The organism is Streptomyces luteoverticillatus (assembly GCF_003970715.1).
Taxonomy (GTDB): domain Bacteria; phylum Actinomycetota; class Actinomycetes; order Streptomycetales; family Streptomycetaceae; genus Streptomyces; species Streptomyces abikoensis.
On record NZ_CP034587.1, the window covers coordinates 4,568,112 to 4,582,832 of the forward strand.

Below are 14,721 nucleotides of genomic sequence, written 5' to 3' on the forward strand. Positions count from 1 at the left end.
CTCCCGGTGACGATCAGAATCCTCCCCGCTGTCGGCGACCCCGGCACCGCCCGCGCCGTCGCCGGAGTGCTCGCCGGACTCCCCGGCGTGACGACCCTGCCCGGCGTCGGCGACTCCAGCCGCCTGCTGGAGGCGCTCGCCGCGCTGGGCGCGGGCGGGATCGCCCACCTGCCCGAGGTCGTCCTCGTGCACGAGCGCCTCGGGCCCGCGCCCGCACTCGAAATCGTCCGCGAGATCGCCCTGCGCTTCCCCGCCACCGGCGTGATCCTCATGTCGGCGGACGCCGGGCCCGCCCTCTACGCCGCCGCCATGGACTGCGGCGCGCGCGGCCTCGCCATACTGCCCCCGACCTACGAGGAACTCGGCGCCCGCGTCCAGGCCGCCGCGCACTGGGCCGGCGGAGTCCGCCGTCATCTCGGCGCGGCGGCCGAGGGAACCGCTGACGGAAGCGCCGCCTCCGACGGGGCGCGCGGCACGCTCGTCGCCGTCGTCGGTGCCAAGGGCGGCGTCGGCACGACCGTCACCGCCGTCCAGCTCGCCCTGGCCGCCTCCGCCGCCGGCCGGGCCGTCGCCCTCGCCGACCTGGACCTCCAGTCCGGCGACGTCGCCTCCTACCTCGACGTACAGTTCCGCCGGTCCATCGCCGACCTCGCCGGCATCAGCGACATCACCCCGCGCGTCCTGGCGGACGCCGTCTTCCCCCACCCCACCGGCCTCGGCCTGCTCCTCGCCCCGGCCGAGGGCGAACGCGGGGAGGACGTCGGCGAACCCGCCGCCCGGCAGATCACCGCCGCCCTGCGCGGCCGCTACGAACTCGTCGTCGCCGACTGCGGCACCCAGATCACGGCGGCGGGCGCGGCCGTCATCGAGGCGGCCGACCTGGCGTTACTGGTCACCACGCCGGACGTGGTGTCCGTCAGGGCGGCCAAGCGCATGGTCCGGCTCTGGGAACGGCTTCAGATCCGTACGGCCGAGGAGACGACCACCGTGGTCAACCGCCACACCCGCAACGCGGAGATCCAGCCGCCCCTCATCGCCCGCTCCACCGGCACCCGCGCCGCCCGGACGACCATCCCGGCCGGCTACAAGGAGCTCCAGGGCGCCGTGGACTCCGGCCGGATGCAGGACCTCGACGCCCGCTCCGGCGTCCGCCAGGCCCTGTGGACCCTGGCCGGCGAACTGGGCCTGGCCACGTCCCCGGCCCGTACGGGCGCCGCCGAACGCCCGGCAGCGCTGGGCGGCCTGCGGAGACGCCGTGCCATAGAGGGCAGCGCTGCCAAGACCCCCACCGGCGGGGGAACGGGTACGGGTACGAGTACGGGCCCGGAGCAGCTGTCCCCAGTGCCCCCGGCCGGCGGCCGCTTCCGGCGACGCGAGCGCTTCGGCGACCGCTTCGGCGACCGTTTCGGCGACCGGGGGCAGGTGGCCGTGGAGTTCGTCGGCATCCTGCCGCTGATCCTCATCGCGCTGGCCGTCGTCTGGCAGTGCGTCCTGGTCGGTTACAGCTACTCCCTGGCCGGGCACGCCGCCGACAAGGGTGCCCGCGCCGGCGTGGTCGGCCGCGACTGCGCGGCGGCGGCCCGCGCGGACATGCCGAAGTCCTGGCACACGGAACCGTCCTGCGGACCGGGCCCGGCGGCCGGGGTCTACAGCGCGAGCGTCCGCGTGAAGGTCCCACTCCTCTTCCCGGGCGCCGCCGACTGGCCATGGACGGTGGAAAGCACGGCGGGCGTGGCGAGGGAGGACTGAGTGGATCACAACCCAGCCCCTCCGGCGTTTGAGGAGCGGGGGCCCGGGGGCGGAGCCCCCGAAAGAAACGGGAAGGGGCGGGTCCGGGGCGAAAACCACCCCCACGACCAAGGATCGGCCTCCATCGAATTCCTGGGCTTCCTCCCCCTCCTACTGGCCTTGGCCGTGGCTGCGGCCTACCTGGGCATCGCCGCCTACGCCACCCAACAAGCCGGCACCGCAGCCCGCGCGGCCGCCCGCACCGCCACCGTCGACGACCCGAAGACCGCCCCGGCGGCAGCCGCCCGCGCGGCCGTGAGCCCCTGGGTCGCGGCCAGGGCGGACGTCGACGCCACCCCCTGCGCCCCCGGCGCCGACCGGGCCACGGCCACCGTGACCGTCGACGTCCCGCCCCTCCTCCCCGGCACCGGCTTCACCGTCACCCGCAGCGCCACGATGGCCTGCCCCACCGAGGCGGCCGGAACATGAGCGGCCTTCGCGCCCGCATCACCGCCGCCCCCGAAGCCCGCCCCGACGGCCGGGAGCCCGGCCATCTCGTCCCCGTCTACCGGGCCAAGCTGCTGGAGGAGATCGACCTCGCCGAGATGTCCGCGCTCGCCGCCGACGAGCGCCGCTCGCGCCTGGAGCGCGTGCTCGGCCACATCATCAGCCGCGAGGGCCCCGTCCTGTCGACCGCCGAACGCGACAGCCTGATCCGCAGGGTCGTCGACGAGGCCCTCGGCCTGGGCGTGCTGGAGCCGCTCCTGGAGGACCCGTCCATCACCGAGATCATGGTCAACGGCCCCGACCAGGTCTTCGTCGAGCGCGCCGGCCGCGTCGAGCCCGTCCCCGTACGGTTCGCCTCGCACGAGCAGCTGATGCAGACGATCGAGCGGATCGTGTCGACGGTCAACCGCCGCGTGGACGAGTCGAATCCGATGGTCGACGCCCGGCTCCCCACCGGGGAACGCGTCAACGTCATCATCCCGCCGCTCGCGCTGAACGGCGCCACCCTCACCATCCGCCGCTTCCCCCGCGCGTACACCCTCCAGGAGCTGATCGCGATGGGCACGCTGGACGAGCCCATGCTGATGCTGCTCGCCGCGCTCGTCCGGGCGAAGTTCAACGTGGTCGTCTCCGGGCCGACCGGCGCCGGCAAGACGACGCTCCTCAACGCCCTCTCCGGCCTCATCCCGGACGGCGAACGCATCATCACCGTCGAGGACGCCGCCGAGCTGCAACTGCAACAGCGGCACGTCATCCGCTTGGAGTCCCGCCCCCCGAACGTCGAGGGCAAGGGCCGGATCACCATCCGCGACCTCGTCCGCAACTCCCTGCGCATGCGCCCCGACCGCATCATCGTCGGCGAGGTGCGCGGCGGGGAGACCCTCGACATGCTCCAGGCCATGTCCACCGGCCACGACGGCTCTCTCGCCACCGTCCACGCCAACAGCGCCGAGGACGCGCTGATGCGACTGCGCACGCTGGCGTCGATGTCCGAGGTCAAGATCCCCTACGAGGCTCTGCGCGACCAGATCGACAGCGCCGTGGACTGCCTGGTGCAGCTCGTCCGCCACGCGGACGGCACGCGCCGCATATCGGAGATCGCCCTGCTGACCTCGGCGCCGGACGAGTACGGGGCCGATGGTCACCGCCTCGCCACCGTCGCCCGCTTCGACGCCGATCCCATCGGCGCCGACCGCGTCGTACGCGGCACGTTCACGCACTTCCCGCTCCCCGAACGCGCCGCCGAGCGGCTACGGCTCGCGAACGAGCCCGTACCACCGGCCTTCGGCGTCGCCGCGTTCCCCCAGGAACTCACCGTCCGGGGAACCGGACGAGGGCAGCAAGGCATCAGAGGTACGAGGTAGTTGAGGTAGCGGACATGGACCACCTGGACGAGCTCGCGCTGCTGACCGTCGGCGCCACCGCGCTGTGCGGGACACTGGCCGTCGCGGGCGTACGGACGTACGTCACCGGCAGGGACCGCCACCAGGCGCTCGTCGACCGGCTCTCCGACGCCCCCGCCCCACCCCCCGCCGGCCCCGCCCGGCCCTTCCGGCGCCTGGACCGGTGGCTGAGGGCCACCCGCCCCGGCCGGCGGCTGGAATGGGAGATCGCGGCGACCGGACTGGACATCACCGCAGGCGAGTTCACGGCGGCGACGATCGGCGCGGCGGCCGCCCTGTGGATCGCCGCCGCGCTGCTCCTCGCGCCGTTCTTCGGGCCGCTGGCGGCCGCCGTCGCCGTCTGGTCCTCCCACGCGTTCCTGGTGTGGCAGCGGCGCAAACGCACCGAGAAGTTCATCAACCAGCTTCCCGAGCTCTCCCGGATCCTCGCCAACGCCACCCAGGCCGGACTCGCCCTCCGCACGGCCCTCGGCATGGCGGCCGAGGAGATGGAGGCCCCGGCGGGCGAGGAGCTCGCCAAGGTCGCCGACGGGCTCGCCGTCGGCCACTCCGTCGACGACGCCCTCGGCGAGCTCGCCCGCCGGCTGCCCTCCCGCGAACTGGTGGTGCTCGTGACCACGCTCGTCCTCTCCCACCGCGCGGGCGGCACGGTCGTCAGCTCCCTGCGCAATCTCACCACCACCCTCGAAGAGCGCAAGGAGACCCGGCGCGAGGTGCGGACGCAGCTCTCGCAAGTGACGGTCACGGCCTACGTCGTACCGCTGATGGGTATCGGGACGTTGCTGCTGATGGACCGCATCGCACCGGGATCCCTGGACAGGATGACGGGAAGCTGGCTGGGGCAGGCCGCGGTCGTGGCGGCCTTCTGCCTCTACGGGGTGGGGTTCTTCCTCATCCGCCGGATGTCGAGGATCGACGTATGAGCCGGGCCCGGGACGTGGGGACTCGGGACGTGGGGAGATGAGCGGCGTGGGAATCCTGCTGGCGCTGCTGGCCGGCGTGTCCGTCGTGGGCGCCTGCTACGGCATCGCGCTCGTCCGCAGCGAGGCCAGGCTGCCGCCCGACCTCGCCCTGGCCCTCGAAGTCGGCTCCACGCGCACCACGGCCGTCGGCTCGGCCGTCGACCGGCTCGGCATGCGCCACGCGCCGCTGGTGCTCCGCCTGATGGGCGAGAAGCGCGTCGCGGCCGTACGGCGCCGCATCGACCGCGCCGGCAACCCGGCCGGCCTGACCGTCGACCGCTACGCCGCCCGCCGGGCCGTCTACGGCGTGCTCGGCTTCGTCGGCGCGCTGGTGATGCTGGCCAAGGGCCAGCCCCTGCTCGCCGTGCTGATGGTCGCCTTCGGCCTGTTCTGGATCGAGGTCGGCATCCGGGCCGCCGTGCGGGAGCGCCGGGCCGCCATCGAACGGACCCTGCCGGACTTCCTCGACGTCCTCGCCGTCGTCGTGAGCGCCGGGCTGAGCTTCCGGCAGGCGCTCGACCGGGTGGCCGAGCACTACGAGGGCCCATGGGCGGACGAACTGCGGATCGTGCTGCGCCGGCTGGACATGGGCGTCGCCCGCCGCCAGGCCTTCGACGAGCTGCGCGAGCGCAACGACTCCGAGCAGGTCGCCCAGTTCGTCACCGCCCTCCAGCAGGGCGAGGAACTGGGCACGCCCATCGCCGACACCCTGATCGGCATCGCCAAGGACATGCGCCGCACGGACGCCCAGCTGGCCCGGCGGCGAGCGGCCAGGGCGGTGCCCAAGGCGACGATGGTCATCACGACGTTCATGGTCCCGGGCACGGTGATCCTGCTGATCGCGGGGTTCTTCCTGGGCTCGGGCACGGATTTCGGCTCCATCACGGGGGAGTGAGGGCCAAGTAAGTGATCACCACCTGTGAGAGGAGAACCACCGCCATGACGCACGCCTCGCAACACATACACATATCCCCGCACACCGCTGCCCCCTGCTCCGAGCCCGCCGGGGCCCACCCGTTGGGGGAGTTGAGGGAAGACCGTGAAGGGCCTTCGCGCCTGCAATCGGATGTGGGACAGTCGTCGGCGTCGACGTCCGAGGGCATCGCCGCCGAACGGGGGTGAGACAGATGGTGTCCCAACTTCCCGGTGAGGGAAGGGAACGGGACCGTACGGTCCGTACGGAGATCTCCCGAGGAGGAGAACATGAGGCTCAAGGCAATCCAGCGGCTTTCGGCGGAAGGCTCGGACGACTCGGCCGGCTCGGACGGCGTGGACGGCTCGGACGACTGGAACTGGACCCGGGATCGGGACCGGGGGCAGACCTCGGTCGAGTACCTGGGCATCATCGCCGTGGTCGTGGCCATCATCCTCGTCCTGACGACGACGGACTTCGGCACGATGATCGCCACGGCGATCACCAACCAGATCAGCCGCATCACCGGCTGAACCGGCCGCCCGAGCGGCGGTTCCACGGCGACGCGGGGCAGGCGTTCCCGCTGTACATCACGGCCGTGGCGGCCCTGCTCTTCCTCGCGCTCGCCTTCTTCGCCGTCGGCCGGGCGGGTGCCGTCAAGAACGCCGCCCAGACCGCCGCCGACGCGGCCGCCCTCGCCGCCGCCCAGGACTACCGCGACCAGCTCCGTACGGGCTTCCTGCTGGCGGTCGGTGCGGGCGGGGCGGGTGCGGGCACGGCCGGTGCGGGTGGCTGGGCGGACTGGCTGGCGGGCCGGGGCGGCCGGGACGGCCCGGCCTGCGAGGCGGCCGAGTCGTACGCGCGGCTGAACGGCGCCCAGCCGACGATCACTTGCGATCCGGGCGGTGAGCCGGGTTCGTTCACGGTGACGGTCACGTCGGAGCGGACGGTGGGGGAGTCCGTCGTCCCCGGTACGGGCGACAAACGCGCGACGGCGACGGCGAAGGCGACGGTGACCCCGCGCTGCGACGCCCGTCCGACACCCCCCACACCACCCACACCCACACCCACACCGGCCCCTACACCCTCCCCGACCCCGACTCCGTCCCCTCCTCCGGTCATCGACCTCACCTGCGACGGCGGGAAGGTGCTGGTGATCGACCCCAGGCGCCCGGAGGCGACGGTGAAGGCGACGGACCTGTTCGCAGTGCGCCTCGCGGAGTGATCCCACCGTCCGACCAGTGAAGGAACGGCACCATGAGCTCTCGTATCGCAGGTGCGGCCCTTGTGGTCGTCATATCCCTCGCCCTGGCGGGCTGCGGAGGTGAGGGGAACGATGACGGAAAGAAGACGATCGACCTGAACGCGGCGAGAGGCGGCGGCTCCGGCTCCGACACCGCGCCGAAATCGTCGGAGGAGCCCGTGTCGTCGTCGGGCGGCGGGAAGCTGGGCGAGATCAAGGGCCCGGACGGCGTGGTCGTCACCCTCACGTCGGCCGTCCGCGACAAGGGCGGCTTCGTCACTGTGGGCGGCACGGTCGCCAACCGGGGCAGCAAGCCGTACACCCCGCTGACCTGGCGCTCGAAGGAGACGGAGATGAAGTCGCAGTCCTCGGTCTCGGGCGCCTCGCTGATCGACTCGGCGGGGAAGAAGCGGTACCTGGTCCTGCGCGACACGGACGGCGAGTGCCTGTGCACCACGGGCCTCGTCAACATCCGTCCCGGTGAGAGCCGCCCCGTCTTCGCCCAGTTCCCGGCGCCGCCCGCGTCCGTCACGGACGTGGACTTCCAGCTTCCGGCGATGCCGTCCGTGCGGATCAGGATCTCGGGGTGAGCGGGGTGAGCGGGGTGACTCCGGCAGCGATTCCCTTGGGAACATTCCTGGCGGTGACGCTGGCTTTCGCTGTCACGATGCCTGGCCCGGCGGCGGTCAGCGCGTACGCGGACGCCGGCCCCGGCCGCCAGACGAACACCACACCGCCGGTGAGACTCGACCCCACGGCCCCGGGCCTCAAGCTCCGGCCGGGCAGGAAGCTCGCCCCGGGGCGCGTCCTCGACATCAAGTCGGTCGTCGAGACGGACGACGGCGGCGAGCGCCGCGAGGACACCAACGTCGACGTCACCTTCGCCCTCCAGGCGGAGGTCATCTTCGACAAGGACAGCGCCGACCTGGGCGACGCCGCCCGCGCCCGCATCCGCGCGATCGCGGACGAGGTGAAGAAGCAGAAGGCCACGGCCCTGCGCGTCTTCGGCTTCACGGACAACCTCGGCGACGCCGACCACGGCGTGTCCCTCAGCAAGGAGCGCGCCAACATGGTCCAGCGCGAGCTGGCCAAGGACCTGGGCTCGGCCACGATCCAGTACGAGATCCGCGGCTACGGCGAGCAGTACCCGATCGCCGACAACGCGACGGAGGACGGCCGTCGAAAGAACCGTCGCGTGGAGGTGAGCTTCCCGAGGAAGTAGGGACCCCGAGGAAGTAGGGACCCCGGCTCTTCCGGGTCAGTCCGAGTCGAGCCCCTCGTCGCGCAGCCGTGCGAGCTCCTCCGCGCCGAGCGAGATCCCGAACGTCTCCTTCAGCACCTGCCCCAGCTCGTCCGGTTCGACCTTCCGTTCGGTCGACGAACCGTCGGGCCGGGAGGTGGTCCACGTCGTGGCGTCGAGCCGGTGGTGCGCTGTGGCGCTGAACTGCTGGGCGAACAGCCGCTTCACGAACGGCGAGCGCGCGTGCGTGCCGACGTAGTGGCTGGCCACCACGTAGTCGATCGTGTACGCGGGCCTCAGCGTGAACGTGTGCCGGTCCCCCCAGCCGTCCGCCCGGTACTGGTGAAGCCACCAGTCGTCGATGCCGAACGTGCCGTCCCGCCGCTCCATCCGGAACCGCCAGCCGTCGAGGTCGACTTCGGTACCGTCGGCGATCTCGATGGGCTCCAGCGGCCCGGCGCCGAATCCCACGTCGCACAGCCACAGCCGGTCGTCGTCCGCGGCCGTGACCGCCAGCAGCGCGTGCGTGGCCGGCAGCACCTTCCGCGCACCCATCGTCACCCGGCCTATCAGCCCGGTGAACGTGAACCCGATCCGCTCGAGCGCGGCGGCGAACAGCACGACGTGCTCGAAGCAGTAGCCTCCGCGCCCGCCGCGCACCAGCTTGTCCTGCACGGACTCGAGATCCAGCAGCACGGGCACGCCCAGTACGGCGTTGACGTTCTCGAACGGGATCGCCGTGACGTGCGCCCGCTGCAGCCCCCGCAGCACCTCCAGCGTCGGCGCCCGCTCCCCCTCGTACCCGATACGGGCCAGGTAGGCATCCAGGTCCAGCTGATCGCCGTGCCACCCGCGTCCGGAGTCCGCCTGCGTCATGGTCCATCCCTTTCGGGTTCAACGTTCTGTACGGCTCGACGGTAGGCGGTGGAGTGCGGTCCGCGCCTCTGTATATCGACGGGTCCGGCTCGCCTCTTGGGCCTAGGACCAGGGGCGTATCCCCCCGCGGTCGCCGCTGCGAACGCGACCGCCGGGGGACGGGACACCATTAGCCCCGACGGCGAAACCAGCGACGGGCGCCGGAGTCGGAGCGGCGGATTTCCGGGCGACTCGGCGGGACGAAGGGCGGCAACGCCTTGAATCCGCTGTGCAGGGTCAGGGTGGGGGTTATCCGCTCCAGCGTCGCCCGTACGCGGGTGAGCGGGTGGTCGGGGAACTCCGCGTCCGACTGCTCGTGGTCGGCGACGTGATAGGGCAGGCCGCCCACGAGGTCCGGAGCGTACGGATGGAGGGTGAAGTACTGGGACGGGTCCAGACGGCTGAGAACGAAGGCCTCGCGGACGCCGGTTATCGGCCCTTCGGCCGCCTGGACCTTCACCACGGTGCTGCACCCGGCTCGCGGAACCGTCCACGAGCCGATGAACACCAGGCCGTGGCCGCTGGGCCGTGGGATCTTGACGAGCTGCCGAACGGCTGGGAGGGCGTCCACGTCGCCGAGCACGGCTTCGATCAGACCACCGCCTACCCGGGCGGCGGAGTGAGCCAGCCCGTACCGGAGCCGGTCCGGATCGTCGAGGGACGCGGGCAGATCGGGAACGAGGTCGAAGAAGTGGACGGAGAGGACGAGCCCGTGGTCGTCCGTCCAGACCCCGGGCTCCCGCTCCGTGAATCCGGTGAGGTCCATGCTGGTGATCGGTGTCATGGGCCTCATCATCACGTGCCCTGCCGGACACCGCCCAGCGGTCCCGGATCCTGCAGGAGGTGATCGGCCTTGCCGGCCTTGATATCGCGGATGAGGGCGCGGAGCGCTTCGCGGGTGTCGGTGAGGTAGACGTTTTCAGCGCCGGCCACGGCGATGTATGCGTGGCCGGCGCTGTCGGTGCCTATTCGGAAGCAGTTGTTGCCGTCTCCGCAGAACGGGGCTTCCCAGCGGATGTCGGACATGAGGGTGCGCTCCTCAGAGGAGGTGGTCGGCCTTGCCCGCTTTGATGTCCCGGATCAGGGCACGTAAGGCGTCGCGGGTGTCGGTGAGGTAGCGGTCTTCAGTACCGGCTACGGCGATGTAGGCCCGGCCTCTGTCGTCGGTGCCTATCCGGAAGCACGCACTGCCTTCGCCGCAGAACGGCTCTTCCCAGCGGATGTCTGGCATGTTCCTGACTCCTCAGAGCTGACGTGCGATGCCATGGATGAACTTGCGTGAATCGTCCGGTTCCAGTGCGAGTCGTTCCATCCATGCCAGCTGCGCACGGTACTTGGACAACTGGGCCTCGCTATAGAGAAATTCCGGGCCGTGTGTGCTGTCAATCTGCACGGTGTCCAGCGGGGGGACCACGGCTGCCGCGTAGACCAGGGTCTGCCCCGCTCCCGGGAAGACGCCATGGGCAATGGGAAGCACGCGCAAAGTCACATGGCTGAGCTCCGACATGTTCATCAGGTGCTCAAGCTGGGCGCGTGCCACCGATGGTCCACCGAACTGCATGCGCAGGGCCGCTTCGTGAATGATGCCGCAGTAATCCGGCGGATCATCCCGGGTGAGGATCTGCTGGCGCTCCAGCCGAAGGACCAGTCGGAGCTCCAGCTCTCGTTCGGGAAGGTGGGGGACGACCGCTTCGAAGATGGTGCGAGCGTGGTCGACTGTCTGCAGCAGTCCGGGGATGTGGACGGTATGAGCGGTGTGCAGGCGGGTGGCGTGCGCCTCCATCTCCGCGATGTCCAGGAGGCCACCGGGCAACGCACCTCGATAACGTTCCCACCACCCTCTGCCAGCAGGTTGAGCCATCTTGGCGAGCGCGTCGATGTAGGAATCGTCTGAGCAAGCGCAATAGCAGGCCCAGCTTCTCAGGCGATCAGGGCTGATGGCCCTGATGCCGCGTTCAATGTTGGAGATCTTGCTGCGATCGACACCCAGCAGGGAGGCGGCTGCCTCGGCGCTGACTCCGGCTGCCTGTCGCATCTTGTGAAGCTCGTAACCCAAGCGCTTCTGGCGCTCTGTGGGAGCAGTTCGCTGTGCCATGGCACCTCTTCCTATACGGGGTGCGCAGCCGCCTGCACCTCCACGTCGTGAGAGTTCCCTCGAAAGGGGCCAAGTTTCACATGAGGTGGCCAATTGGCCCCGTGAATGGCTAGCTTCAGTGGAGTAGCACACAAGCCCGGCGCAGCCGGAAGCGCATCGCGTGGGCATGCCCGAACTCTCCGTCCCTGGGAGGGGCGTGCCTGCGTCAGGGAGACAAGCCACCGGCGTACACCGCAGCGCGCGTGCGAACTCCGCAAGCTCAGACCACCCACACGGGAGTCGTCGCCATGCCATCCGCAAGCATTTGCCCAACCGTCACCCCCGGCCCAACCGACCCATCCGACCACCTCCCATCCACCTCCACCACCCGCTCCCCGGAATCCCTCGCGTACAGCTACGCCATCCCGGGCGAACCGCACGCGGTCGCGGTGGCTCGCACGAGCGTGCACAACGCACTCGCCGCGCACGGACTGGCGGACCTGCTGCCACCGGCCCTCCAGGCGACCGGCGAACTCGTCGCGTGTGCGGCGCTGTTCGAGCCCGGACAGGTGCTGTACCTGTCCGTCGGCTGGCAGCAGGAAGGGGTGAGGATCGTCGTGTGGGATCCGCACACGCGGCACGTGGATCCGGACAGTTCCGGGAAGTGCGCGGCGCGTCGCAACAAGATGCTCTATCTCCTCGCGTGCGTGGTGCACGAGTGCAAGGGGAGCTGGGGGGTGATTCGCCCGGCCCCGGCGCGGGAGGGTACCCGGGTATGGGTGAACCTCCCGCGCCAAGGGGCAGCCGACTACGCGGCGGCGCTCTGCTGAGGCCGGGCACCGCACGTTCAGGGCCGGTTCACCGGAACGCGGTGGACCGGCCCTGAGCGGTGGTCTGTCAGAAGTGGTGGGACGTGTTGCGGTCCAGGTCCTCGCACTGCTGGGCGCGGTGGTAGAGCGCGTCGGACTTGGCGAGGGTGCGGCGGGCGGCCTCGCGCTGGCCGGCGCGCTTCTGGCGCGCGGCCTCCTGCTTCAGGACGGCGGCGTCGTGACGCAGCTGTGCGATGTCGCAGGTGAAAGAGGCCGCCTGGGCGGTGGGGGCGGTGACGAGGGCGGCACCGGTGCCCGCCATCACGGCGGTCAGGACAAGTGCGGATATGCGACGACGCATAGGTTTCCTTACTAAGAGATACGGATCAATCCAGCCACACGTTTGGCCGGAACTGATCGTTCACCGTATACGAGTTGGAGCGGTCGCGCGCATGCGGGATAGCAGGGCAGGATGGGGCCGCCCGAGCGGGGAGCGGTGAGGGAGGCGGGACATGAGGGGCGGGCTCGTCGTGGTGGCGACGGCGTTCGGAGTGCTCGTCGGGGCTGCGGATAAGGCGGGGGCGGCCGGGGCGGCGGATGAGCCGGCGGCGTACCGGATGGCTTCGGGGGCGACTGCCGTGCAAGGGGCGGGAAACAGCGCTGATCGCGGTCCTGAGCTGAAGGCGGGCGCGAGTACGTACACCGACAGCATCAAGCCGAAGGAAACGAAGTACTACACGGTCGAATTGGACGCTCAGTCGAGCGCGTACGTATCGGCGGTGGCGGTGCCGAAGGCGGGGAGCGCGATGGGGTTGCGGGACGGGATCGACGTGTCGTTACAGGCGCCGGACGGGACACAGTGCGGGACGGTGCGGCACCGGTCGTTCCTGTCGGTCGGGGGCGCGTATCCCGTCGCGGACTACGCGGAACGCGTGGTGAAGCCGGGCGCGGCGTGCGGGGCGCCGGGTTCGTACCGGTTCGTCGTGGAGCGAGGGGACGCGCTGGGCGGGGACGCCTCGGCCGTACCGATCGAGCTGAAGTATGTGGCGGAGCCGCCGCAACGCACCGAATCCACCGATACGTTGTCGGCTCCCGGAGCGTGGAGCTCGCAGGCGCCGTCGAGACCGCCGCAGGGCACGGCGGAGGGCGTTACGGGCGGCACGGGCTTCAACGACGCCGCCGAACTGCGCCCGGGGACGTGGCGCGACGAGCTCAGGCCCGGGGACACGCGGTTCTACCGCGTATCGGTCGACGCGGGCGAACAGCTTTTCGCGGACGCGGAGTTCGGAGGAGCGGACAAGGGGGTTCCGATGGTGATCGGCGGCGTACGGCTGGGGCTGAACAACGCCGCGCGCGGCTTCGTCATGAACAAGACCACCGGCTACCAGGGCAAACCGGCCACCGTCTCGCTGGCCACGCCCCCGGCGGCGTACGGCGGTGGTGCTGGTGGGGGTGGTGAGGTCGTGCGGGGCATGCGTTTCGCGGGCTGGTACTACCTCCAGGTGAGCCTGAGTCCGAAGGTGCGGCAGGGGGCGCGTGGGGCGGGTGTGCCCGTCACCTTGCGGGTGGACGTCGCGGGCGCGCGCAAGGCCGACCAGGGCGTCGGACGGTCGCAGGGGAGCGGCGGCCACCCGGGCGGCGAGGGCGGTGTGGGAGGGGAACTGGTGGCCTCGGCCGGGACCGGCCCGCGCAAGGAGTGGCTGCGGACGATCGGCTATGTGGGGATCGGCACGGGAGTGACGTTGCTGCTGGGGCTGGGGGTGTGGACGCTGCTGGCTCGCCGGCGTGACGGGTGACGTCCGGGATGGGGACGCCGCTGGTCATTTCCTGGCGATCACCATCGACTCGGGCCCGGCCAGGTGCCGCACATGGCTTTCACGGAAACCGGCGTCGGCCAGCCAGCCCCGGCAGTCGGCGCCGGTGTACTCGAAGCCGCCGGGGGTCTCCAGGAGCATGGTGAGGCTCATGAGCAGACCGTCGACGTTCTCCCGGCGGTCGTCGTCGAGAAGCGTCTCGTAGATGACGACGAGTCCGCCGTCCGGCAGCGCCTCGTGGGCCTTGCGCAGCAGCGTCCGGCACGTGGGCAGGTCCCAGTTGCTGAGGATGTGGCCGAAGATGAGCACATCCGCTTGTGGCAGCGGTTCGGTGAAGAAATCCCCGGCGCGGAAGGTGATCCGGTCTGTGAGACCGGACTGCGTAAGTCGCTGTTGGAAGCCGGGCGCGGCGGCGGGCAGGTCGAAGCCGATGCCCCGCAGGTGGGCGTGGCGGCGGAGCAGCCTGGTCAGCAGGAAGCCCTCGGCGCAGCCGATGTCCGCGACCGTGCGGTAGGGGGACCAGTCGATCGCGTCGACCAGGGCGAGGACGGATCCCATGGACAGCCCCGTCATGGCCTGCTGGAAGGCGGCGAGGCGCTCGGGGTCGGCGTAGAGGGTGGCGTAGATGTCCTCGTCGCCGGACTTGATCTCGTTCTGCGGCTCGCCCGTGCGCAGCGCCGCTTCGAGCCGGCCCCAGAGCCCGTACATCCTGGCATCGGTCATCTCCAGGAATCCGCCGAGATAGGTGGGTTCGCCGCGGACAAGGTAGCGGGCGGTGGCGGGGGTGTTGGCGTATGTACCGTCGGTGCGCTCCAGGAGGCCGAGGGCGACGAGGGTGTCGAGGAAGTCGTGCGCGGAACGCGGGTGAAGGGCGAGGCGGGCGCGCAGTTCGTCGCCGGTGAGCGGGCGCTCGGCCAGCTCCGAGAAGAGGCCGAGGGAACTGGCGGTGAGCAGGACCTTCGCGGTCATGAAGCCGGAGGCGATCCGCAGGAGAGCGTCAGGACCGGGGGACGTAGCGCTCATGGTGGCTGGCTCCTCGTGAGGCGCGCGCAGAAGGCGCGCACAGAAGGGACGTGCCGGATAAATCCGTACTACCCGCTTCGTGGTCGGCGC

General features: G+C 71.0%; 18 protein-coding genes. 11 read left to right on the top strand and 7 right to left on the bottom strand.

Features of this window, described 5'->3' with window-relative positions; genetic code table 11:
• Nucleotides 1-6 precede the first annotated feature (6 nt).
• From EKH77_RS20370 to EKH77_RS20410, 9 genes are all read left to right on the top strand, one after another.
• Nucleotides 7-1,749, top strand: coding sequence for a P-loop NTPase (locus EKH77_RS20370; protein WP_126915769.1), 1,743 nt, complete (start codon nt 7-9; stop codon nt 1,747-1,749).
• Between the two features lie 165 nt (nt 1,750-1,914).
• A complete protein-coding gene (locus tag EKH77_RS34765; RefSeq protein WP_240667447.1) occupies nt 1,915-2,217 on the top strand; it encodes a pilus assembly protein in 303 nt (100 codons plus the stop codon).
• Nucleotides 2,214-3,599 (top strand): CpaF family protein, encoded by a 1,386-nt coding sequence (locus tag EKH77_RS20380; RefSeq protein ID WP_126915771.1) that lies wholly within the window; start codon nt 2,214-2,216, stop codon nt 3,597-3,599. Before EKH77_RS34765 ends, EKH77_RS20380 begins: the two co-directional genes overlap by 4 nt.
• 14 nt (nt 3,600-3,613) lie before the next feature.
• Nucleotides 3,614-4,561: a type II secretion system F family protein gene (locus tag EKH77_RS20385; RefSeq protein ID WP_126915772.1), complete on the top strand. Its 948-nt coding sequence runs from the start codon at nt 3,614-3,616 to the stop codon at nt 4,559-4,561.
• 37 nt (nt 4,562-4,598) lie between these two features.
• Nucleotides 4,599-5,495: a DUF5936 domain-containing protein gene (locus EKH77_RS20390; RefSeq protein WP_126915773.1), complete on the top strand. Its 897-nt coding sequence runs from the start codon at nt 4,599-4,601 to the stop codon at nt 5,493-5,495.
• Nucleotides 5,496-5,869: 374 nt separating this feature from the next.
• The gene (locus tag EKH77_RS20395) at nt 5,870-6,046 is read left to right on the top strand and encodes a Flp family type IVb pilin (protein ID WP_397612537.1); all 177 of its coding nucleotides are present in this window, start codon (nt 5,870-5,872) and stop codon (nt 6,044-6,046) included.
• Nucleotides 6,043-6,738: a pilus assembly protein TadG-related protein gene (locus tag EKH77_RS20400; protein WP_126918184.1), complete on the top strand. Its 696-nt coding sequence runs from the start codon at nt 6,043-6,045 to the stop codon at nt 6,736-6,738. Before EKH77_RS20395 ends, EKH77_RS20400 begins: the two co-directional genes overlap by 4 nt.
• A 32-nt stretch (nt 6,739-6,770) precedes the next feature.
• Nucleotides 6,771-7,346, top strand: coding sequence for a hypothetical protein (locus tag EKH77_RS20405; protein ID WP_126915775.1), 576 nt, complete (start codon nt 6,771-6,773; stop codon nt 7,344-7,346).
• A 77-nt stretch (nt 7,347-7,423) separates the two neighbouring features.
• A complete protein-coding gene (locus EKH77_RS20410) occupies nt 7,424-7,978 on the top strand; it encodes an OmpA family protein (RefSeq protein ID WP_126915776.1) in 555 nt (184 codons plus the stop codon).
• Nucleotides 7,979-8,014: 36 nt separating this feature from the next.
• On the opposite strand, the gene EKH77_RS20415 is transcribed toward EKH77_RS20410, so the two are convergent.
• The 5 genes from EKH77_RS20415 to EKH77_RS20435 all read right to left on the bottom strand — a co-directional run bounded on the left by EKH77_RS20415 (nt 8,015) and on the right by EKH77_RS20435 (nt 11,006).
• Nucleotides 8,015-8,872, bottom strand: coding sequence for an arylamine N-acetyltransferase family protein (locus EKH77_RS20415; protein ID WP_126915777.1), 858 nt, complete (start codon nt 8,870-8,872; stop codon nt 8,015-8,017).
• A gap of 169 nt (nt 8,873-9,041) precedes the next feature.
• Complete coding sequence (locus EKH77_RS20420; RefSeq protein ID WP_206279890.1) at nt 9,042-9,695, bottom strand: hypothetical protein; 654 nt, start codon at nt 9,693-9,695, stop codon at nt 9,042-9,044.
• 11 nt (nt 9,696-9,706) lie between these two features.
• The gene (locus EKH77_RS20425; RefSeq protein ID WP_126915778.1) at nt 9,707-9,937 is read right to left on the bottom strand and encodes a hypothetical protein; all 231 of its coding nucleotides are present in this window, start codon (nt 9,935-9,937) and stop codon (nt 9,707-9,709) included.
• Nucleotides 9,938-9,950: 13 nt separating this feature from the next.
• Entirely contained in the window at nt 9,951-10,142 is a 192-nt protein-coding gene (locus EKH77_RS20430) for a hypothetical protein (RefSeq protein ID WP_126915779.1), read from the bottom strand.
• 12 nt (nt 10,143-10,154) lie between these two features.
• Nucleotides 10,155-11,006, bottom strand: coding sequence for a helix-turn-helix domain-containing protein (locus tag EKH77_RS20435; RefSeq protein WP_126915780.1), 852 nt, complete (start codon nt 11,004-11,006; stop codon nt 10,155-10,157).
• Between the two features lie 428 nt (nt 11,007-11,434).
• Between EKH77_RS20435 and EKH77_RS20440 the strand changes: the two genes are divergently transcribed.
• A complete protein-coding gene (locus EKH77_RS20440; protein ID WP_126915781.1) occupies nt 11,435-11,815 on the top strand; it encodes an ATP-binding protein in 381 nt (126 codons plus the stop codon).
• 67 nt (nt 11,816-11,882) lie between these two features.
• On the opposite strand, the gene EKH77_RS20445 is transcribed toward EKH77_RS20440, so the two are convergent.
• Nucleotides 11,883-12,155: a hypothetical protein gene (locus EKH77_RS20445; RefSeq protein ID WP_126915782.1), complete on the bottom strand. Its 273-nt coding sequence runs from the start codon at nt 12,153-12,155 to the stop codon at nt 11,883-11,885.
• 385 nt (nt 12,156-12,540) lie between these two features.
• Here EKH77_RS20445 and EKH77_RS20450 point away from each other — a divergent pair, with 385 nt between their 5' ends.
• Nucleotides 12,541-13,590, top strand: coding sequence for a hypothetical protein (locus EKH77_RS20450; protein WP_126915783.1), 1,050 nt, complete (start codon nt 12,541-12,543; stop codon nt 13,588-13,590).
• Between the two features lie 24 nt (nt 13,591-13,614).
• Here the strand turns inward: EKH77_RS20450 and EKH77_RS20455 are convergent, their stop codons facing one another.
• Nucleotides 13,615-14,631 (bottom strand): methyltransferase, encoded by a 1,017-nt coding sequence (locus EKH77_RS20455; protein ID WP_126915784.1) that lies wholly within the window; start codon nt 14,629-14,631, stop codon nt 13,615-13,617.
• Nucleotides 14,632-14,721: the final 90 nt, after the last annotated feature.